The 21,885-nt window shown below is 72.8% G+C and carries 14 protein-coding genes; 13 read left to right on the top strand and 1 reads right to left on the bottom strand.

Annotated elements, in window-relative coordinates; translation table 11 throughout:
- The first annotated feature begins 248 nt into the window (after window positions 1-248).
- From ACZ4FV_RS19170 to ACZ4FV_RS19110, 13 genes are all read left to right on the top strand, one after another.
- Complete coding sequence (locus ACZ4FV_RS19170; protein WP_395872228.1) at window positions 249-1,727, top strand: glutamate-cysteine ligase family protein; 1,479 nt, start codon at window positions 249-251, stop codon at window positions 1,725-1,727.
- 28 nt (window positions 1,728-1,755) lie between these two features.
- Complete coding sequence (locus ACZ4FV_RS19165; protein ID WP_402229908.1) at window positions 1,756-2,553, top strand: CPBP family intramembrane glutamic endopeptidase; 798 nt, start codon at window positions 1,756-1,758, stop codon at window positions 2,551-2,553.
- A gap of 195 nt (window positions 2,554-2,748) precedes the next feature.
- The gene (locus ACZ4FV_RS19160; RefSeq protein WP_395872232.1) at window positions 2,749-3,327 is read left to right on the top strand and encodes a hypothetical protein; all 579 of its coding nucleotides are present in this window, start codon (window positions 2,749-2,751) and stop codon (window positions 3,325-3,327) included.
- 100 nt (window positions 3,328-3,427) lie between these two features.
- The gene (locus ACZ4FV_RS19155) at window positions 3,428-4,654 is read left to right on the top strand and encodes a hypothetical protein (RefSeq protein WP_465322950.1); all 1,227 of its coding nucleotides are present in this window, start codon (window positions 3,428-3,430) and stop codon (window positions 4,652-4,654) included.
- Window positions 4,651-6,672 carry a caspase family protein gene (locus ACZ4FV_RS19150; RefSeq protein ID WP_465322949.1) on the top strand — a complete coding sequence of 674 codons (2,022 nt, stop codon included), beginning with the start codon at window positions 4,651-4,653 and terminating at the stop codon, window positions 6,670-6,672. Before ACZ4FV_RS19155 ends, ACZ4FV_RS19150 begins: the two co-directional genes overlap by 4 nt.
- Window positions 6,665-7,759: an AAA family ATPase gene (locus ACZ4FV_RS19145; protein ID WP_395872237.1), complete on the top strand. Its 1,095-nt coding sequence runs from the start codon at window positions 6,665-6,667 to the stop codon at window positions 7,757-7,759. The genes ACZ4FV_RS19150 and ACZ4FV_RS19145 overlap by 8 nt, the downstream gene beginning before the upstream one ends.
- Before the next feature lie 3 nt (window positions 7,760-7,762).
- Complete coding sequence (locus tag ACZ4FV_RS19140; protein WP_395872239.1) at window positions 7,763-10,465, top strand: SAV_2336 N-terminal domain-related protein; 2,703 nt, start codon at window positions 7,763-7,765, stop codon at window positions 10,463-10,465.
- A gap of 276 nt (window positions 10,466-10,741) precedes the next feature.
- Window positions 10,742-12,679, top strand: a complete 1,938-nt coding sequence (locus ACZ4FV_RS19135) for a hypothetical protein (protein WP_465322948.1) — start codon at window positions 10,742-10,744, stop codon at window positions 12,677-12,679.
- Window positions 12,676-13,677, top strand: a complete 1,002-nt coding sequence (locus ACZ4FV_RS19130; protein ID WP_465322947.1) for a hypothetical protein — start codon at window positions 12,676-12,678, stop codon at window positions 13,675-13,677. The genes ACZ4FV_RS19135 and ACZ4FV_RS19130 overlap by 4 nt, the downstream gene beginning before the upstream one ends.
- A 3-nt stretch (window positions 13,678-13,680) precedes the next feature.
- Entirely contained in the window at window positions 13,681-15,555 is a 1,875-nt protein-coding gene (locus ACZ4FV_RS19125) for a VWA domain-containing protein (protein ID WP_465322946.1), read from the top strand.
- A gap of 60 nt (window positions 15,556-15,615) precedes the next feature.
- Window positions 15,616-19,368: a VWA domain-containing protein gene (locus ACZ4FV_RS19120; RefSeq protein ID WP_465322945.1), complete on the top strand. Its 3,753-nt coding sequence runs from the start codon at window positions 15,616-15,618 to the stop codon at window positions 19,366-19,368.
- A gap of 5 nt (window positions 19,369-19,373) precedes the next feature.
- Window positions 19,374-20,171 (top strand): PhzF family phenazine biosynthesis protein, encoded by a 798-nt coding sequence (locus ACZ4FV_RS19115; RefSeq protein WP_402229929.1) that lies wholly within the window; start codon window positions 19,374-19,376, stop codon window positions 20,169-20,171.
- Between the two features lie 172 nt (window positions 20,172-20,343).
- Window positions 20,344-20,796 carry a VOC family protein gene (locus ACZ4FV_RS19110; RefSeq protein ID WP_402229931.1) on the top strand — a complete coding sequence of 151 codons (453 nt, stop codon included), beginning with the start codon at window positions 20,344-20,346 and terminating at the stop codon, window positions 20,794-20,796.
- Window positions 20,797-20,859: 63 nt separating this feature from the next.
- Here the strand turns inward: ACZ4FV_RS19110 and ACZ4FV_RS19105 are convergent, their stop codons facing one another.
- Window positions 20,860-21,774: a LysR family transcriptional regulator gene (locus ACZ4FV_RS19105; RefSeq protein WP_465322944.1), complete on the bottom strand. Its 915-nt coding sequence runs from the start codon at window positions 21,772-21,774 to the stop codon at window positions 20,860-20,862.
- Between the last annotated feature and the right edge of the window lie 111 nt (window positions 21,775-21,885).

Raw genomic sequence — 21,885 nt, 5'->3', positions numbered from 1 at the left:
TGATCTCCGAGAAGCCTTGAAGATCGACCGCCGGATGCTTCCTCGATGTGATCAGTGACGTGGTTCCCAGCCCCTTGGTTCCCCTCTGTGATTCGTCACGGTCGATCGGTAATGTTCCCAATGTCGGCCCGATGCATCGGTTTGGGAGAACGTCGGCGGGAACGATCAGGTCGTCCCGATCCGACAGGTACCGGATTGCGACCACTCGACCGGCTCCGCGGGAGCCGGGTTCATGGGGGAGGGCATTCATGGGCGAAAAGGTGGAGGTCACCGAGTTCAGCCGATCCGATCGGCAGCGCTACCGGCACAAATTGCGTCGCTGTCTGGAAACGCTGCAGCGCATGCTGGACGAGGAGCGGTTCGAGAGCGCCCGCAAGCTCATGGGCGTCGAGATCGAGCTCAACCTGGCCGACGCGGCCGGTCGACCACGGATGAGCAATGCCGAAGTCCTGCGACGGATCGCCAGCCCCGATTTCCAGACCGAGCTGGGCCTGTTCAACATCGAGGTCAACATTCCGCCGCACCGGCTGACCGGGCCGGTGTTCTCGGAATTGGTCGAGGAACTGCGGACGAGCCTGGACTACGCGGACCGCAAGGCCGCCGAACTGGAGGCGCGGATCGTGATGATCGGCATTCTGCCGACCCTGACCGACGCGCACATGGCGTTCGAGACGATATCCGACAATGCCCGCTATACCCTTCTCAACGACCAGATCCTCAACGCCAGGGGCGAGGACATACGGTTGCATATCGAGGGGGTCGAGCGGCTGGACACGACCTCGACCACGATAGTCTCCGAGGCCGCGTGTACGTCCGTGCAGTTCCACCTCCAGGTCACTCCGAGGAATTTCGGCCCGCTGTGGAACGCGGCACAGTCGATCACCGGGGTGCAATGCGGGATCGGGGCCAATTCACCGTTCCTGTTCGGGCGGGAGTTGTGGCGCGAGACCCGGCCGATCCTGTTCGAGCAGGCGTGCGACACCCGCCCCGAGGAGCTGATCGCGCAGGGTGTGCGACCGCTGACCTGGTTCGGCGAGCGGTGGATCGACTCGGTGGTCGACCTGTTCGAGGAGAACCTCAAGTACTTCCCGTCGCTGCTGCCGATCTGCGACGACGAGGACCCGATCGAGGCATTGGACCGGGGCGACATCCCGCACCTGCGCGAACTCAAGCTGCACAACGGCACCATCTACCGGTGGAATCGGCCGGTGTACGACGTGGCCCGGGGCAAGCCGCACCTGCGGGTGGAGAACCGGGTGCTGCCGGCCGGGCCGACCGTGGTGGACATCATGGCGAACGCGGCCTTCTACTACGGCGTGGTGCGATCGCTGGTGGACGACGAGCACCCGGTGTGGGAGCGGATGCCGTTCGAGGTGGCCACCGAGAACTTCCACGCCGGCGCCCGGTACGGCATCGACGCGCGGCTGAACTGGCCGGGCCACGGCACCGTTCCGGTCACCGAACTGGTACTGGAGGACCTGCTGCCGCGGGCCTACGAGGGCCTGGACCGGTGGGGGATCGATCCGCGCGAGCGGGACGAGTACCTGGGCATCATCGAGCAGCGCTGCCTGCTGCGCGCCAACGGGGCGACCTGGCAGAGCGCGCAGTACCACCACTATCGGGACACCAAGGGCATGGACCGGTTGGAGGCGCTGCGCGCGATGACGCTGCGCTACGCCGAGCACATGCGTGGCGGGGACGCGGTGCACACCTGGCCCGTGGGCTGACGGCGACCTTATCCGCACTCGATACCGTGTGCGGGTGATCACCGAGCCCGAGCCCGTCCGGACACCCACCGAGCCCCGGCGCCGCGTGCTGCGCTCCGAAGTGGTGCTGGTGCTGGCCCTGTCCCTGGGCGCCTCCGGGGTCTCCTCGCTGATCTCCTTCCTCGGGTCGCTGACCGCGCCGGGCGGCCTGGGGCACAAGGCGGCGGTGCTGAACGGCTCGCGGGCAGCGGATCGGCCCTGGCTGGATCTGGCCTGGCAATTGTTCGGGATCGCCACCGCGCTGGTGCCGGTGTTCCTGGTGGCGCACCTGCTGATGCGCGAGGGCGGTTCGCTGCGTGTGCTCGGGGTCGACCGGGCCCGGCCGTGGTGGGACCTGGGTCGGGGGGTGGCGGTCGCGGCGGCGATCGGCGGGTCCGGCCTGGCGCTGTATCTGGGCGCGCACGCCGCGGGCGCGAATCTGACCGTGGTGCCCACCACGCTGCCGGACGTGTGGTGGCGCATCCCGGTCCTGGTGTTGTCCGCGATCCAGAACGCGGCCCTGGAGGAGGTGATCGTCCTCGGCTATCTGCTGTACCGGCTCGACCAGTTGCGGGTGCCGTGGGTCAAGGCGGTGGCGATCAGCTCGGTGGTGCGCGGCTCGTATCACCTCTACCAGGGCATCGGCGGCTTCTTCGGCAACGTCGTGATGGGCGTGGTGTTCTGCCTGCTGTACAAGCGCTGGGGGCGGGTGATGCCGCTGTTGGTGGCGCACGCGCTGATCGACATCGTCGCGTTCGTGGGCTACGTACTGCTCGCGGGCAAGGTGGATTGGGTCCCGACGCCGTAGCCGTCGATCGGGACGTCCCCGGCCCGGCGCCGTGCGTGGGCGCGGCGAACATCGGGCACGGTGGTCGATTTGTGGACTCGTTGGTACGTCTCGAGTACCTCGTTGGTGTCTGATGGTCATTGTGGGCAGACCACTTCCGAGTGGGTTCGCCACGCACAGGCGCATATCGGGCGACACGGGGACGCAGGGGGTCGTATGGACAACCGGAGGCGGGTGGAGTTCTTCTCCACGCCGACGCCCATCGGCGGGCCGCCGCGTGGGCGGTTCGGATTGAACGCGCTGAGTCGGCATCCGGTGCGGATCCTGATGGTGGTCGGCGGGCTGATCCTGTTGGTGATCGTCTTCTTCGTGGCGCTGCTCACGGTGGACGGCGGCGGCTCGGACGACAAGAAGCCCAAGACGGCGGGCACCGCTTCGGGCAAGAGTTCGTCGGCCTCGCCGAGTCCGGCCAAGTCCGGCACCGGAAAGCCGACTTCCGGTCAGACCCCGAACGCCGGGCCCAAGCCCGGGTCGATCGCGGCCACCGTGCACACCGGCGGCCGGCTGGTGATGTACAAGGGCACGTCGTACCAGTCGGACAAGGTCGTGCAGATCAAGACCGGCACCGAGGTGCGGGCGAACTGCCACGCGGAGGGCTCGGTCGCCTACTACGCGGGCTCCTCCAGTCGTACGTGGGCGCAGATCGACGTCGAGGGCAAGACCGGGTTCGTCCCCGCGATATTCCTGGAGACCGGCGGCGACGTGAGCAGGCAGATCCCCGCGTGCACGAGCTGACCGATCGACCCGGGCGGCCCCGGAAGTGACCCCATCGGGTCGGTTGGATCACTAGCGTACGGCGGGCAAGGGCGGATCGACTTCGTATCCGGGGGAGCCCATGACCACGATCCTGTTCGTGCACGGAACCGGTGTGCGCGAGATCGCCGACTCGTCGACGGTACGCGAGGTCACCGCGAACGTCGCCGAGCGACTGCCGGGTGTGCGGGTGGAAGCCGTGGACTGGGGGGCCGCGTTCGGGGTCGAGGTGTCGCCGACACTACGCGCGCTGATCGGCATCGCCGATCCGGGCGAAGGCGCCGAGGCCGCCGAGGTCGACCCGGAGGAGGCCGAACTGCGGTTGTGGGCGGTGCTCGAACAGCACCCCCGGCACGAATTGCGCGAGGTGGCCGCGGGCCGGGAGGGCGTGGGCGCCGGCCGGCGGAGCGAGGCGGCGGAGGACCTGGACTGGGCGGTGCGGCACGACGTGGTGGGCATCGACGTCGCGGCCGTGCTGCCGAAGGCGCCGACCGACTGGGCGCCGGTGTTCGCCGAGGCGGCACGCGCCGTCGCCGACTCGGCCGAGTTCGCGGGCGCGGTCGACACGTTGGCCGCGAGCGCCGACTACGACGTGATCGGGCGGGCCGTGGTGGCGTCCTTCGCACACGCGCTCGCCGCCCGTCCCGCCGGTGCGACGCCGTGGGCACAGGAATGGCGCGACGCCCTGGTGGCGGCCGTTCGGGACGCGTGCGGCGGCGCCGCGGCCGGTGGCGGGCGGCTCACCGGAGTGCTCAAGGGCAGCCTGATGTACGCGAGTTGGCCGTTGCAGAACGCGCTGCGCGGCGGCACGCTCGGCGGCAGCGTGCCGCAGATCGGCGACATCCTGTACTACCAGGCGCACGGCGCGATCCTGCGCGCCTACCTGGCCGAGCGGATCTCCCGGATCCCGGGGCCGGTGCTGCTGCTGGCCCATTCCCTGGGCGGCATCGCCTGCTACGAGACGTTGGCCGAGGCCCGCTCGCAGAGCGAGCCGGATCGGCCGCGCCACGCGCTGCCGCAGGTGCGCGCGTTGATCACGGTCGGCTCCCAGGTCGGCTATCTCGCCGCGGTCGGCGCGCTCGCCACGCATCCCGCACACGGGGTGCGGCCCACGCACCTGTCCATCCCGTGGAGCAACGTGTGGAACGCCCGCGACTGGCTGTCCTTCCGCGCCGAACCGGTCTTCCCGGGCGCCGTGCGCGACGTCGAGGTCCGGGTGCGTCGGCCCTTCCCGCAGGCGCACGGCGTCTACTGGACCTGCGGCGCGCTGTACGACGAGATCGCGCGCGTGGTGGAGGCCACTCGGTGACGGCGCATGCCCTGTTGGTCTGCGTCGAGCACTACCCCGAACACGAGGGAAGCCCGGAGCATCTGCCGGGCGCGCTGGCGCAGACCCTGGAACTGGTGGAGTGGTTGTCCCGGTGCTGCGGGGCACGGCGCGGCGACATCACCGTGCTCGCGTCGGTGAGCGCGACCTCGCGGGCGACCGCCGACCGGTTGCGCGGGTCGGTGAGCGAGCGCTCGATCCTGCTCGGACCGGGCGCCGAGCCCGGGGAGTTGCGGCCCGAGCAGATCGAGTCGGCGATCGCGGCGGCCGCGGACGCCTGGCGGGACGGGGACCGCTTCCTGCTGTATTGGTCCGGTCACGGCTACCTGACCGAGCGCGGACGGCGACTGGAACTGCCCGCGTGGCACCCGGTGGACGGCCCGCCCCGGCAGCGGGTGATCTCGGTCGAGGACATGCTGACCCACTTCGGCTCGATCCCGCGTCGCGTCGACCAGTTCGTCGTCTTCGAGACCTGCGCGAACCGGCGCCACGACCCCCGGGGCATCGTGCTGAACCTGACCGCGGAGGGAACGATCGCCAAGTCGGCCAAGGCCCGGGTGTCCGCGGCCTTCGCCGCGGACGACGGTCAGTTCGCGCGCCGCCCGGGCGATCGGGCGGTCTTCACCCGGGCCCTGCTCGAACACCTGGCGGTCTGGGGGTCGAACGCGCTGACCGAGCGCGGCTTCAAGGAGGTGTTCGACGCGATCGACGCCGAACTGGCCCGTGCCGCCCCGGGAGGCCGGCCGCTGTGGCAGTCGCCGCGCTACCGCGGCCCCGGCGAGACCCGGTGGCGGACCGGCGAACGCGATCCGGAGGACCCGTTCGGCATCGACGGACGCCGACTGATCGCGTTGTTGGCCGATCTGGAGATCGCCCCCGGCGAGCAGGCCGTGCTGCGGACCTATCTGTGCGAGCAGCACGTCCCCGAGTGGGTGGTCGCCGGCGACGACCTCGTCGCCTGGGGACGGGCACTGATGTCCCTGCCGGCCGCCCCCGGTCGGCATCCCGTCCGGCACCTGCTGGAGTGGCTGCACGCGTGTTGCCGACAGGTGCAGGTCGCGGAGTGGGCCGACCGGCTGCGCGAGGCCGGGCACATCGCGGACTTCGAACCGTCCCGGGTTCGGGTGCGCCAGCCGTTGACCCTGGTGTTGTTCGTCCGCGAGGACGACCATTCGCCCGAGGACCGCGCGCTGGTCCGCTACGACACCGAACCGCAGTTCTACGTCGGCTCCGAGCGGTTCGCGCCGCCCCCGGAACCGATCCCGGGAGCGAGCCTCCCGGCCGATCGCCTCGGCGGTTCCCTGGCCGCGTTCTATCTGGCCGTGCGGGCGCACTGGACGTCCCTGGACCGGGCCGGGATCCAGGTGGTGGTACCGACCGAACTGCTCAACGAACCCTTCGAGTCGACCGTGGTCGGCTCGGCCGAGGACCACATCGTGCTCGGCGAGCACCACGAGGTGGTGCTCCGGCCGCTCGTGCGACACGGCATCGCCAGACCGATGCACTACGACACCTGGGCCGGCTCGGCACACCTGCGGACCAACCCGGCGCTGTGGCACCTGGACCGGCATCGGTGCGGCCGGGGCGGTGGCGCATGCGACAAGGAGGTGGTCGGCTTCCTCCAGGACTACGGCTGGCGGCACCGGCCGGGGGAACCCGGCACGGTCGAGCGGGCCGTCGGCCGCGGCGACTGGGCGATGGTGTGGACGGACCGGACCACGTGCACCGACGCGTGCGCCGCAGTGAACGGCTCGAACGGCTCGAACCAGGCGTGTTCGGGCTCTCTCGTGGGTGAGGACCTGTATCGCATGCTCGATCGCGAGGATCGAAAGCTGGCTCAACTGCCTTCCACGGTGGCGCGGTTGCGGGGCACCCTGGGTCGCAAGGCCGCGTCCTCCGAGCGGGTCGTGCTGCTCTTCGACGATCCGGGCTGGTGCCCGTGGCAGGGGGCCGGATTGCTGAGAAGCACTCCGAGGGCACAAGGGACGCACCGTGGTTGAGTCGAGGGCGACACCGAGCCGGGATCGGCCCGACGGACACGTCGACGTTCCCTCGCCGTGGTGGATCTATCACGGCGACACCACGGTCGGGTCGGGCGAGGGCCGCGGTCCGGTCGCCGTTCCGCCGCCACCACCGTGGCGCAGCTTCGGCACCGACGAGGTCGACGCGGCGACCTTCGCCAAGCTTCCCCACGATCGATCCGACGAGCCCTACGCGGGCGAGTTCTACGGTGACAAGCGGGTGTACGACCTCGTCAACGCCGCGATCTACCTGCGCCGCCCGCTCCTGGTCACCGGCAAGCCGGGCACCGGCAAGACCACGCTGGCCACGAGCATCGCGGCCCGACTGCGGCTGGGACCGGTGCTGCGTTGGGGGATCACCAGCCGGTCCACGCTGCGCGAGGGGCTCTACGAGTACGAGGTGCTGGGCCGGCTGCACGACATGAACCTGCGGCTGAAGGGCGCCCAGGGGATCAGCCAACACGACATCGACGACATCGGCGCCTACATCAGGCTGGGCCCGCTGGGCGACGCGCTGCTGCGCCGACCGCATCCGCGGGTGCTGCTGATCGACGAGATCGACAAGAGCGACGTCGACCTGCCCAACGACCTGCTGCACGTGTTCGAGACCGGCACCTTCGAGATCCCCGAACTGCGCCGGGCCCGCGTGGAGTCGGCACAGGTGACCCCGTACGACGGCGATTTCGGGGATCGGGTCGAGGTTCGGGACGGCACCGTGCGCTGTGCGGCGTTCCCGATCGTCATCCTCACCAGCAACGGCGAACGGGCCTTCCCGCCGGCCTTCCGGCGACGCTGCGTGCCGCTGGAGCTGGGACCGCCGAGCAAGGAAGTGCTCAAGCGGATCGTGCGAAGCCGGCTCGCGGAGTACGTGGAACTCGACGAACCGTTGCTGGACGCGTACCTGGCCGCGGCGGAGCGGGTGGACGGGCCGCTGTTGTCGCCCGACCAGCTGCTGAACGCGCTCCAGTTGCGGGCCCGGATCCGGCAGTTGCCGGGTGGCGCGGATCGGCCGCCCGAGAACGACGTGCTGGCCGAGATCCTCTTCCACGACCTCAACGGCGGGTGAGCGATGGCGGAAGCGGACCCCATCGGGGTCACCGTCGACGCGGTCCTGGACTGGGCCTGGCTGAACGCGGCGATCACCGCGGCGGGCGACCGACGCACGCAGGCCCTGACCCCGACCGCCTCGGTCGAGGCGGGAGCGCACCCCGGCCCGGGGCACGCGGACGTATCGCAGCCGCCGTCGGGGCGAAGACGGGAAGAGGCACGGGACGAGTCGGGGCTGTGCGACTGGGGCGGACCGGACCCGGGGACCGCGCAGGCGTACACGGTGGTGCCCGAAGAGGTGGAGTCGGTCGAGCAGACCGGGTCCGGCGGCGCACGGACGACCGGCCTGCCGGTGCCCGCGTGGCTCGGCAGACCCCCGCCGCCGGCCGCGTCCGTGTTGCCCGATCGCCTGGAACTGGCCCGACTGCTGCGCCGGTTGCGGCACTTCGGCCCGGCGCCGGACTCGGTCGTGCTGGACGAGGACGCCACGGCGAAGCACGCGGCGTTCACCGACCTGATCGTGCCGGTCCTGAACCCGGCCCGAGAGCGCTGGTTCGAACTCGCGCTCGTCGTGGACGGTTCGGCCTCGATCGGCCCGTGGCGCCGATTGCTGGCCGAGTTCACCCGGCTGGTCGGCGGGCACGGAACCTTTCGTTCGGTGCGCACCTGGACGCTGGACACCGAGTCGGCGGGCGCCGCCGTGTTGCGCACCCCGTTCGGCACGGTGAGCCCGAACGCCGCGCCCGTGGGTCCCGCCGGCCGGCGGATCGTGATGGTGATCAGCGATGGCGTCGGCCCGGCCTGGTCGGACCCGCGTACCTCGGCGATGCTGGCGTCCTGGGCCGGGCAATGCCCGGTGGTCTTCCTGAACCTGCTGCCCAGGCGGTGGTGGGACCGCTCGCGAATCCCGGTCACGCCGGTGGTCTTCCGCGGTCACGGCGTGGGCCCGGGACGTCGGTCGAGCTTTCGACTCCGGCACACCACGCGCTGGCTGCGTCCGTCCGAACGGATCGCCATCCCGGTGATCGGCCTGCATCCCGACGGCCTGCGACCGGGCGACGCGGCGGACGCGGCGGCCGGTCGCTGGAGCGAGTTCTCCCGCTGGACCCGGATGATCACCGACGACCGCGGGCGCGAGTTCGCCAATCCGGCGTGGGTGCTCGATCCCCGGCCGTCGGTCCGAGGCGCCGAGCCGGTCGTCGTGCCCGCCGAGGACGAACGCACCCCCCGGGCACGGCTCGCCGAGTTCCGCGCCGGCGCCTCCCCGGCCGCCGTCGAACTGCTCGGCAAACTCGCCGCCGCGCCGATCAGCCTGGCCACCATGCGGGTCGTGCAGTCTACGGTGCTCGAGGCGGAGGATCCCGCGTTCGCGGCCGAGGTGTTCCTCAGCGGCCTGTTGGTCGAGTCGGCCGAACGCGACGAGCACGAGCGCGGCGAGCACGCCGAGTACGACCTGGACGAGAGCGTGCGGGAGACGCTGCTGACCGCGATGAGTCGGCGCTCCGCCCTGGAGGTGTACTTCCGGGTCGCGGAGTTCGTGCATGATCGGCTCGGGCACGCGGAGTTCGACTTCCAGGACCTGCTCACCGCGCGCGAGCCCGCCACCGTCGGGCTGATCGGGCCGCGCAGCCGCTCGCTGGCGCGAGTCGGCGCGACGCTGCTGTATCGACTCGGCCCCGACTACCAGCACCGCGCGAGCCGGTTGGAGGCCCGGGCCGGCGGCCCGCTGTTGCGCCGACGCGACCTCGTACACCGGTGGACCCTGCGGATGGGCGACTGGATCCGCGCCCGGCCGATCGTGCTGGACGACCTGATCCTGGTGCAGGACACGGCGGGCAACCTGGTCGGGCTGGATCCGCTGACCGGCCTGGCCCGATGGCCCACCGTGGCGGGCGGCTCCACGCGGTGCGCGCCGGTGCTCACCCCCGGGACGGTGTGGACGGGCACCGAGTCCGGCATGGTGTGTCGATACGACCTGGCCCGCGGACAGGCGATGTCGCCGCCGGTCGAGGTCGGGATCGGGGCCGTGGTCGCGCTGGCGCCGATCGGCGCGCGGGACGTACTCGCGACAACCCTGGACGGCGGTGTCGCGCTGGTCGGCGGCGCGGACGGGCGGGTGCGGGCGCGGCCCGCGGACGGCCCGGGCGCGCCGGTCGGCGTCTGCGCCCGGGAGGGGTGGGGCGCGGTGCTCGACCGCACCGGGCGAGCGCGCGCGTGGCACCTCGATCGGGACCCGGAAACGCCCTCCTGGGAGGTCGAGTTGTCCGGTGCCGCGCACGGCGCGCCGATGGCGGACGACGCGCTGGTGTACGTGCCGCTCGCCACCCGGGGCATCACCGCGCTGCGCTGGGACACCGGGGATATCGCATGGTCGACCGAGCTGGCCGGCGGGGTGGTGACCGCGCCCGAGCCGGCGGCCGGACGGGTGCTGGCCGCGACGTCGGACGGGTTCGTGTACGCGCTCGACGGCGCGAGTGGGGAGGTGGTCTGGCGCAGTGTGGACGTGCCCCAGCCGGAGTTGCGGGTGACGGCGGTCGGCGCGCTCGTGCATGTCGCGGGTGCCGGTGGCGGCATTCGCACCTACGACGCGGACACCGGCCGGCGGCTGGCCGAAATTCGTTCCGATTCGGGCGTGTTCGTGGCCGGCGGCTCGTACGGGCAACTGGTCCTCGCGGGCCTCGACGGCACGGTGACCGTGCTGGAAGGGCCGCTGGTGGTCGACTGACCGCCGGTGGGATCACCCGCGAGTGAGGGTCCGATCACAACCCGACGGAAACACCTCGACTCGGCCACGCGCGGGACTACGATCGGCCACTGCGGGTAAGTCCTCGTCACTGCGAGCAGGCCTGCCCGGCGGGAGCCACCGTCGCCCACGAGCGCGTGCCACCGGCCGGCGACTCCCGGGTCGGGCCTGCCGAATGGGACGAACGGGGGGATTCGTGCCAGGAGTTCAGCCACGGACGAGCAACTCGGGGCGGGCGGTCCGACGGGCCCGGGTGCGGTGAACGAGCAGGGCGGAGCGCGCGAGGTGGTGTGCCCCGTGTGCTGGGGCGTGATGCCCCACGCCGGGCCGTGCGCGCGTTGTGACTGGCCGCCGCCGGCGCCGGGACCCACCGCGTATGAGGACGCGGCGCGGGCGTTCGACCACGCGGCCGCGATCCGGGTGGCGCACGCGCGCGGGTACGACGGCGTTCCCGACGACCTCGCCAAGCTGGTCCGGCACGGCCCGGTGCGCTCCGATACCGCGTTCCCGGCCGCCGAACCGCTCGCGCCGTCCGGACGGGCCGCGGCGCTGACCCTGCTCACCGCGCTGACCGCCGGCGAGCTGGATCTGCTGTTGTTCCTGGAGATCGGCACACGCCACCTGTCCACCCAGTGGGTGACGATCGACGAATACGGCTTCGTCCGGGTACCGGCACGGAACTGGGCCCGGCTGGAATGGCGCGGCGCGGTGCCGTGGCTGCCCGAGGACGCCGCCGCCCGCGACCTGACCCTGGCCGGCGGAGTGGGCCGCAGCCCCGCGGTGGGCACCGCGCAGAGGCCCGAGCCGCTGGGTCCGCGAGCGCGGCGCGAACTGCGCGAGACCTGGGCCGGTTCGCTGGCCGAGTTGCGCGCGTCGGCCACCGGTCGCGCACGGCAGGCATGGGCGTTCGTACTGGTCGAGCGCCGACCGGACTGGACCTGGTGCGCGCTCGCAGCGGAGCTCGTGCACGAGATCCTGCCGCCGGCCGCGGTGCTGCGGGGTGGTCCGTTCGCCGCCGAGGAGGTCGAACTGCCCCGACTGGTGGAGCGGTTGGCCCTGGACGTGCCGGTCCGGCACGCCATGCACCTGGTCGGTGTGGATCCCGGCCCGGGGGTGCCGGGCCGAGAACGTCGGGAGGTGCTGCTCGAACGCGGCGCGATCCCCGGCGCGGCGGGCGCGCCGCTGGCCGAGGTCACCCTGGGGCTGCGCGGTGGCGCGGTGGACGGGCACGAGGTGGCGGTGGTCGTCGCGGACTCGGCGAATCCGCGGCAGTGGTCCGAACTGGAACGCGTCAAGGTGGTCGCGCCGCCGGGCGAGGTCCGGTTCACCGTGGGCATGCCCACCTCCGGGCGATTGCGGTTCACTCCCGTCTCCGGCGCCGCCTGGACGGTGGCCGAGGGGCCCGCCGAGATCCGCCCGGTGGCCCCGGTGTCGCGTGGCCCGGCGCCACCGCGGCCGCACTGGCATCGCGAGCGCACGCTCTGCGACCTGCTGGTCGCGGTCGAACTCGGCGGCGAGCCGAGTTCGACCCGGGCCCGACTCGACCTGGTCCGCGCGCTGCTGACGGCGGCGGGCCGCGCGGGAGACGACATGCCGTGGGGACGCGCGTGTGTCATCGGCTACGACGACCACCCGCAACCCTGGCGCTCCGGGCACGATCCGCTCCGGTGGGTCGACTTCACCGACCCGGATGCGGCTCGGGCCGCGATCGCACACTGGACCGGCTCGGCGATCGTGGACCCCCACGCCGCGCCCCTGGAGCACGTGTTCACGCTCCTGCGGGGGAACGCGCTGGACTGGTCGCCGCACCGGCCCACCCTCGTGGTGACCGTCGGTCGACGCGGCCCGCACCCCTACATCGCGGGCGCCGACCCCGCCCGCTCGAACAATCGGCACCGCTGGGACGAGGACCTGACGGCGATTCAGGCAGCTCGGCCGGTACGGCACGTGCTGGTGACCGACGACGCGGGGCACGCGCGCTCGCCGGCGTCCCCGGCCGCCGCGCGCACCCTGAAGGCGTGGCGCCTGCTGGGCGCGAGCGGATGCTTCACGCTGGGCGGCTGCGCCCCCGCGGACCTGCTGCGGTTCGGCCACGACGCGGCCACCGACGCGGGCGGCCCGCCGCTGCTGCTCGACCTGATCGCCCGGCCCGGCGGCATCGGGACCGAGGTCGGTACGAAGGAGGAGCGCCGATGACCGAACCGATCGTGCGCGCGGCCGATCCGTTGTGCGAGGACGCGGAGCGCGGTCCCGCCGACGGCGTCGTGCGGGAGAAGCGGATCGCGCTGTGGGGTGCGCGGCGCTCGGGCCGCAGCACGTTCCTCGCGATGGTCGAGGACGCCGCCGCGGAGACCCGCCGCCGCGTCGAGGAGGGCGCCGACGCGGGACACCACGTCCCCGGCTGGAACGTCTTCGGCGCGGACGGGGCCACCCTGGCCTTCGTGGAGAAGTCCCGGGCCGTGCTTCGGGCCGGCACGCTCCTGCCCGAGTCGATCACCTCCAGTGATCCGGGCGTCTCCAGCCACCCGGAACGTTGTCGATTCCTGTTCCGTCGCCGCCCGCGCACCCCGCTGCTGCGCCGGTTCGCCGACCGCACCCGATTCGTGGCCACCGTGCACGACCTGCCGAATCTGGCCGAGACCCGAGCCCACGCGGTGCAGCCCACACTGAACGAGTGCACGGGCCTGATCCTCCTGTTCGACCCGATCGGCGAGGCCGGCCACGGTCTGGCCGACCTGAAGCAGCTGCTCCGCGAGGCCTCCGCCGTGCAGCAGCCGCGGATGCGGTCCGTGGATCTGCTGCCCCTCGAACTCGCCGTATGCGTCACGAAGATCGACGACATGCGGTTGTTCAGGGCGGCCAGATGGGGAGCGTGGACGGAACTCGACCGCCACGGTCGGATCCGGATTCGCGACCCCAAGGCGTTCTTCCACTGGCTGTGCGACCCGGCGGGGCCGTTCGGCGCGTCGGCCGCGAACAAGCTGCCGCCGCTGCTGGACCGGCACTTCGACCGCATCCGCTACTACGCGACCAGCTCCGTGGGCTTCTTCAGCCCCGACGGCGTACCGATCGACCCGGAGAGCTGCCGCAACGTCACCTCGGACCGCACGCGCCTGGAAGGCCGGCCACGACCGCAGGGGATCGTCGAGCCGATCCTGGGGATGCGAGCCACGCGCATGGCCAAGGAGGGATGACCGATGTCCCGACCCCGACGGAGCCCCGACCACCGGGCGACCCGGCTCGTACCGCCCGGCGGGTTCGGTGCGTCGACGGCATTTCTCCCGCTCCTCCTGCTGGTCCTCCTGCTGGTTCTCCTGATCTGCGCGCCCACCGCGACCGGCGCCCGGCGAGCCGACGATCCCCGGCCCGCCGACCCGGAGGCGGCCACCTCGCGACTGCTCGACGAGTTGGCCGTGGACGCCCAGCCGGCCGACTTCTACATCGTCCTCGACGTGTCGACCTCGATGCTCGACGACGGCAACTACGACGCGGCGAAGGCCGCGCTGAAGGACTTCCTGCCGGCGGTTCCCGCCGGCGACCGGATCTCGCTGATCAGGTTCGGCGCGAGGACCACGACCCACCTGCCGTTGACCAAGGCGCCGCAGGGCGACCGGGCGATCGCGGCCTTCCTGGACTCGCTGCCCACACCGAACGACACCGAGAGCGACTTCGGCGCCGCGATGGTGTCGGTGTCCGAGATCATCGCCAGGGACGACCGGGCCGCGTTCGGGTATCGGCCGCCCACCGTGATCGTGGTGCTCACCGACGCCGAGTTGTACGCGCCGGACAATCCGGAGTTCGCGAACGCCAAGGCACCCGGCTGGGCGACGCTGAAGCAGGAGTACGCGAAGGCGGTCGAGCGGCGCGGCCCGATCGACGCCTACGCGCTGCCGCTCGGCGACAACGCGCGCGGTGTCAACCTGATCGCCGAGGTGCTGCCGCAGGCACAGACCCTCAGCGGTACCGTCAGCCAACAGGCCGCGCGGCTGCGCGCCCTGGAACACGAGGCACGCAAGCGCAAGGGCGCCGAGCTGGTGCGGGCGGACGGCGCCGCGACGGTCCGGGCCACGTTCGGCCCCGGACCCGCCTCCCGGCCCGGCGTACGGCCGTCCGACGCGGACTGCGCCGACTCCACGGCCCCGATCGGGCCGGTCGACCTGTCCACGCGCACCGTGCTGTGCCTGACCCTGACGTCGAGTTCGCGCCACATCTCGACGACCGTCACCGATCTGCGCACCGGCGACCCCGAGTTGGACCGAGGACTGCCGCGCACCCCGATCGTGGTGGAACCGGGGGTGCCGCGCCGGCTCCCGGTGGAGCTACGGGCCCGGGACCGGAGCCGATCGGACCTGTTCGGCACATCGCGCGACTACTCGGCCGCCACGACGCTGAGCGGGACGGTCACGGCCACCCGGGCCACCGAGTTCGCCGCCCTGCTGCGGGTCGACGGCCCGTACACGGCCCCCCGTCTGCTCGGTGGCGAGCTCGACTACACCGGCCGGGTGCGCGGATCGGTCTCCTGGTGGGTGTGGGAGGCGCTCGCGCTGACGCTGGTGCTCACGGCGGCGGCGACGACCGCGATCTGGCGGCTGTTCCCCAGGGACGTCTACATCGAACTGAGCCTGGAGGACCGGCGGCACACGTTTCCCGACAGTGCCCCGTTCCGGGTTCGGGGGTTGCGGCACCGGTGGGTGCACGAACACCCGTCGTCGGCCGGCGCCACCACGACATTCCTCGCCAGAGGGCGTCGGCCCCGAGCCGGTCGGGGTGTGACCGTGACCGCACGGCACGAACACGGCGGCGCCGTCGACACGGCCCGGCGACGGTTGCGCATCGGTGAGAGCACGATGCTGTACGGCATCCGCGTTCGGACGCTGCCCCGACCGGCCCCGGCGGCACCGGGCACGCCGGCGGCTCCGGTGCCGCCCCGACCGTCCATCGTTCCCGCGTCGCCCGGGCCCGATCCGCAGATCGAGGGGTCCGGGGGGATGATATCGACCGATCCCGGGGAACAACCGAAACCGGTGGACGCACCGGTCACCCAGCCGCCGAACCCCCGGCCGCCCCGCTGAACCCCCGGCGGGACGACCGGCCCCGACCGCGACCGGCATCCCGCGCACAGAAAGGTTCACGTGGACGCGACCGACCGACACGACCGCCCCCGCGAGACCGCGGGCACGTTGCGGGCGCATTGGGCCTGGTACCACGACGGTGCGGTGCCGGCGTGCAGCGCGGGGCCGGAGCGGCGGACGCACTTCGAGCGGCTGGTGCGGCCCACGCTGGACGAGTACGCGCCGCCCGGGTGGGTCGGACTGACCAGCACCGGGCGCGAGGACCCCTTCGTCGCGATGACCCTGCGCGATCCGGACGGCGTCCGCTATTTCACCGCGCCGTACGCCGAGATCGCCGCCGCCGGCGCCGGCTACACCGCGCTGTGGCTGGCCTTTCGCGGCATCGACCTGCCCACCGACCGGGAGCGACCCCTGCGGGTGCGGTTGCCCGGCCCGCCCGCCGAGGTCGCCGTACGGGCAGGCGACTTCGAATGGCTCGCCGGGGTCGCGGCGGCGGTCCTGGCCGGCCCGGTGGTGATCACCGGCGCGGACCGCCTGGACACCCGGGCCCGGCTGGAACTCCTGGACCGGGTGGCCGCGCTGCTGCCCTACGGCTGCCGCGCCGGACTGCGGTTCGCGACCTCGATGGGCTCCACCGGGCGGCTGCGGCCCCGGCTCGCCTTCGGCCGAGTGCCCGCGCCCGGCACGGTGCGGGTCGCCCTGGACGGTGTGCCGGCGGTGCCCGACCAACCCGCGGCCCGGGCCTACCTGGGCGAACTGACCACGCTGCGCCGCCGGATCGGGCTCGACCCGCTGGTCGTCGCGCTCGCGACGCTGCGCGACCCCGGGACACCCGCCGCCGGGGAGCACGTGCTGGGGTTGCTCGCCGAGGCGGGCGCACGGGCCGGAGCCGGATCTTTGGCGGGGACGGGGGTCGGGACGGGGGCGGGATCCGGCGCCGACGCGCGGCGCGCGGCCGCCGCGTTCGTGGGCGCCGCCGCGGCCGGCCCCGCGGCGCGGGCGCCGGCGACCGAGAGCCGCCCGCCGTCGGCGCTCGACCGGTTGTTGAGCGGGGAGACCACGCTGTCCGGTCCGATCGCCGAGCGCTGGCGGGCGGAGGACGGCGACGAGGTGACCCGGGACATGGCCGCCGCGCTGCGCGCCCGACCGGCGGGCCTGGCGGTCGGCTGGAACACCGCGGTGGCGGCCGGGCGCGGCGATCGGCTCGTACACGTCCTGCTCGGCCCGGTCCCGCCGCTGCTGGCCGACGCCACCCCGCCCGCCGGCACCGCCGCGCGGGCGCCGCGCGGCGCGGATCCCACCGCCAACGGCGCGGGCCGGGCGGACGGCGACACGATATCGCCCGAGGCGCTGGTCGCCGACCTGTGCCGGTTGCTCGGCCCGGCGCCGACCACCGACGTGCCCGCGCTCTACGACGCGCTGTGGAACCACCCGGTGGTGCTGCGCCGGCTCCTGGACACCTCGGGAGCCGACCTGCGCGCGTGGCTGGAGGTGATCCGGCCGTGGGACGACCGCGCTCCGGAATGGCTGGCGCCGTACGCGCTGTTGGCGGGCGAGCGGCTGCGACCCGCCGAGATCCCGCCCGCCGAGGCGGTGTTCACGCTGCGCGTGGCCGGGCACACCGACCAGGCCACGATCGCCGCCGTCCTGCACGACCTGTGGCCGACCCTGGTCCCGCTCACCGACCGCCGCGCGGATCCCGCCGCGCAGGGCCTGGCCGTTCTCCTGGGCGGACCGCTCGGGCCGCAGGCGCCGGTCGCCGCCCGGGTGCGGGCCGACGTGCTGCGGCTGGCGCTGGGTGGCGCGCCGATGGACGGGCCGTATGTGGCGGCGGACCTGCTGGCGCTGCGGCACGAGCCGGTCGCCGAGGGACGCTTCGCCGGGTGGATCGCCGCGCTGTTGCGGGCGGTGCCGGTGACCGCCGAACTGCTCGGCGAACTGGTTCGCGCCGGTGATCCGGCGGTCACCGCCGCGGTCGCCGACGCGGTGCTCGCCGACGCCCGACTCGCCGAGTTGCCCGGTCTGGACAACGCGTGGTGGGCGGCGGTGGCCCGGGCCCGCCCGGAGTTGGCCGCGCGCGCCGCGAGCGGCTGGTTTCGCGACGCGTTGCGCGGAGTGAATGCCGACGCGGCGGCCCGGGTGTGGGCGGGTGAGATCGTGGACGGCCCGGCCCGCTCCCGCCGCGACCTGTACGTGCGCGAGGTCGGCCGCTGGTGGCATGGCGCGCCCGATCGTGAGCGCGACCTGCTGCTGCCGTATCTGGAGCGGGAACTGACCGCCCGTGGACCGACCCCGGCGCAAGCCCGCGAGGAACTGCGGGCGATCCGGGTGTTGATCGCGGGGCACATCTGGGGGCCGGAGGCCGCTCTGCTGATCGTCGAACGTGAACAGGACGAATTCGATGCGTTCCGTCGCCATCTCAAACAGTTGCGGACCGCGCTCAAACACGGTGACGGGCTGCGCGCGCTGGCCCTCCCGGTGATCCTCGCGCTGCTCGCGCTGTCGACCGCGGTGCCTTCGGGCGAGGCCGCGGCGGCCCGGCGACCGGCGACGGTCGTCACCGCCGAGCCGGCCGATCCGTACGGCGCCGAGCGGCTGATCGCGAGCCTGGGCGCGGATCGGGAGAGCATGAACTACGTGATCCTGGTGGACACCTCGGCGTCGATGCACCGCACCGGGCGCTACGCCTCGGTCCGCTCGGCGGTGGCCACGTTCCTGAGCCGGCTCACCCCGCGTGACCGGGTCTCGTTGATCAGCTTCGACACGACCGCGACCGAGTACGGCAACGGCCTGGAACCGGTCACCGACCCGGCCGCGATGGCCGAGCGGCTGCCCGCCGTACGTGCCGCGGACCCGCCCGAGAACGGCCCGGCGGACAGCCCGCCGCCGATCCGGGCGGAGATGCCCAGCGAGGTGAACACGGCGCTCGACCGGGCGCTCACCGTGCTGCGCACCTCCGCGCCGAACTCGGTGAACGGGGTCCTGCTGCTCACCGACGCGGCCCGCGACACGGTCGGCCCGGACCTGCGCAAGGACTTCGACCGGCTCGGCGAGGAGGGCCGCGGCATCGCGGGCTTTGCGATCCCGCTGGCGAGCGACAGCAGCGCGGGGCCGGTGCTGCAGCGGGTGTTGCCGGACACGAAGGTGCTCCGGGACGACCCGGCCGACCCGGGCACCGGCCTGACCCAGGCCCGGACCGGCCTGCAGTTGCGCGCCGCCGCCCGGATCGTGGAGGCGGACAAGGACAAGGGTGTCCGGGCGACCTGGCTGATGCCTCCCGCCGAGCAGCCGGACGCGCTGGACTGCCGGACCTTCCAGCCGGTGCCGCCGAACACCCGACTCGACCTGTCCTCGGGCCGCGAACTGTGCCTGCGCCTGGTGGCGACCACGAGCCGGGTACCGCTCCAGGTCACCCGGCTGCGGGTGGACGGTGTCGGCATGGTCGGCCTCAAGGACGGCGCGCCGCTGCTCGCGCCCGGCCAACCGGTCTACTTCTCGGTCAATCTGGCCGCGCGCACACATCGCACCGACGGCATGTGGGCGGACGCCGGCCACTACGAGGCCAGGGCGCGGGTGGTCGGCGAGGTGCGCACCCCGCTGGCCGAGTCGTTCAAGGAGCACCTGCCGAACACCCGAATCACGCTCGGGCCGGAGGTGTCCGGCGACGATCTGCTCTATCGGGGCGACGAGCGGGTGAACCTGAGCTGGTGGCCGTGGCTGCTGGTGGGCCTGGGCACGCTCGCGTTCGTCGGCGTCGTGTGGTTCGGATGGTCGTGGATCCGCCCGCGTGTTCGACGTCGTTGGGTACGGTGACGGGCATGCGGATTTTCGTCGTGGACGCGTTCACCGACCAGCCGTTCCGGGGCAATCCGGCGGGAGTGTGCCTGCCCGACCCCGCGCATGCCGAGGACGTCGCCTGGATGCAGTCCGTCGCCGCCGAACTGCGGCACTCCGAAACCGCGTTCGCGGTGGCCCACCCGGGCGCCGACGCGGACTTCGGGCTGCGCTGGTTCACCCCGCAGACCGAGGTGGACCTGTGCGGGCACGCGACGCTGGCGACCGCGCACGTGCTCTTCGGGCAGGGCCTCGCGGACACGTCGCGGATCCGCTTCGCGACCCGCAGCGGGGTGCTCAGCGCGTCGCTGGACAGCGCCGGCGTGGTCCTGGACTTCCCCGCGTTGCCGCCGCGCGAGGTGCCGATCCCGTCCGATCTGGGCCTGGCCCTGGGCGTGGAGCCGATCCGGGTGGCCGCGGGCGGTGACGACCTGCTGGTCGAGGTGGCGTCCGAGGCGGTGGTACGCGCGGTGGACCCGGATCTCGGGATGATCGCCGCGCTGCCGTATCGGGCGGTGATCGTCACCGCGGTGGGCACCGGTCGGGCCGATTTCGTCTCGCGCGCGTTCGCGCCCTCGGTCGGCGTCGACGAGGACCCGGTCACCGGGTCCGCGCACTGCGCGCTCGGCCCGTACTGGGCCCCGCGGCTGGACCTTCGCCGGATGACCGGCGCGCAGTTGTCCGCACGCGGCGGCACGGTCGGCGTGGAACTGGTCGGCGACCGGGTGCGACTGTCGGGCAGCGCGATCACGGTGCTCGAGGGCGACCTGGTCGCGGACTGAGCGGGGCGGGAGGCTCGACGCGGCCGATCGACACGTCCCGTCGACAGGGTCGATCGAAACGTGGGCCGGTCGACTCCGGTCGGGACGCGGCAGTGGATCATTGCGCCCGCCGTTGCTAGCGTGCGCACACCAGCCGACCTGACGCATCGTCAGTAAACCCGGGAGCCGCGCCATGTCCGACGCCATCAGTTACAACGCGTCCCACCTGGGTCTGTGCGTCACCGACCTGGAGCGCGCGCTGCGGTTCTATCGCGACGGTCTCGGCTTCACCCCCGTGGTGCGCTACGACGTGGGCAACGAGGTGGCACACACCCTCGAGGTCGAGGGTGACGTGCGTCTGGTCTCGCAGATGATCGCCAAGGCGGGCATGGTCGTCGAACTGCTGCACTACGCGTCGCCGGACCCGCTCGGCGAGCCGTCGCGGCGGCGCAACCAGCTCGGGCTGACCCACCTGTCCTTCACCGTCGAGGACGTGGACGCCGCCGCGGCGCGGCTGGTGGAGTACGGCGGCACCCTCCTCGCCGACACGCGCGCGAGCCTGCCGAGCGAGACCGGCTCGACCGAACTAATCTTCCTGGCCGATCCGGACGGGACCCGCATCGAGTTGATGCGCCTCGACAACTGATCCCTCGGGCGCACGACCGGGCACGGCTGGGCACGACCGGGTGCGACCGGCGCGAATTCGGACTCACCCGCCGAGTGTCTCCAGCAGCACGTCGCGCACGCACTGCCGCAGCCACGCGTGCCCCAGGTCGGCGTCGTTGCGTGGATGCCAGGCCAACCCCATCGGCAGCGCCGGCAGTTCCAACGGCACCTCGAAGGTGCGCAACCCCATGCCCTCGACCATCGACGTGATCTGGCCCGCGACCAGGCCGACCAGATCGCTCGCCCCGAGGATGAACAGCGAGGACGGGAAGGTCGGCGCGGCGCCCACCACCCGCCGCTCCAGCCCGAGTTCGGCGAGCGCCGCATCGACCGGGCCGTGCATCCTGCCCCGACGCGAGACGATCAGGTGCTCGGCGGCGGCGAACCGCTCGGGCGTGCACCGACCGCGCAGCAGCGGGTGACCGGCCCGCACGCAGGCGACCATCCGGTCCTCGAAGAGGTGCTCGGTGAGTACCTCCGGCGAAGTGGTGTCGATCACGCCCACCTCCAGATCGGCGACCCCCTCGCGCAGCGCCGGGGTGTCGACGTGGCTCTCCGCGAGGAACTTCAGTCGTACGCCCGGTGCCTCACGCGCCGCGCGCGCGAACAACTGCGCGCCCCACGCGGCGGCGAACGCGTCGTGCGACCACACGGTGAACGTGCGCGACAGCGTGCCCAGGTTCACGTCGCCGGCGGCGGCGAACAGGGTCGTGGCACGTTCCACGATGGTGCGCACCTCGGCCCGGATGGCCAGTGCGTGCGGCGTCGGCACCATCGAGCGGCCGGCCCGGACCAGCACCGGGTCGCCCAGCGCCTTGCGGATCCGGCCCAGCGTCCGGCTCATCGCCGGCTCGGACAGGTGCATGCGCTGCGCCGCACCGGAGACACTGCACTCCTCCAGGAGCGCGTCCAACGCGGTCAGCAGGTTGAGGTCCATCCCGGATTGCGTCACACGCATCCTTTCCATGCAAAACATGCACTGGAGTCAATCGGTTGCTCAGCCTACGGTGAACGGGTCCGGACACGCAGTCCCCGCAACATCCCTTCCTCCTTCGTCGGTCAGCTCCTG

The organism is Embleya sp. NPDC025285 (assembly GCF_055558835.1).
The sequence above is the reverse complement of the archived record's forward strand: the minus strand, read 5'-3'. Positions and strand labels throughout refer to the sequence as shown.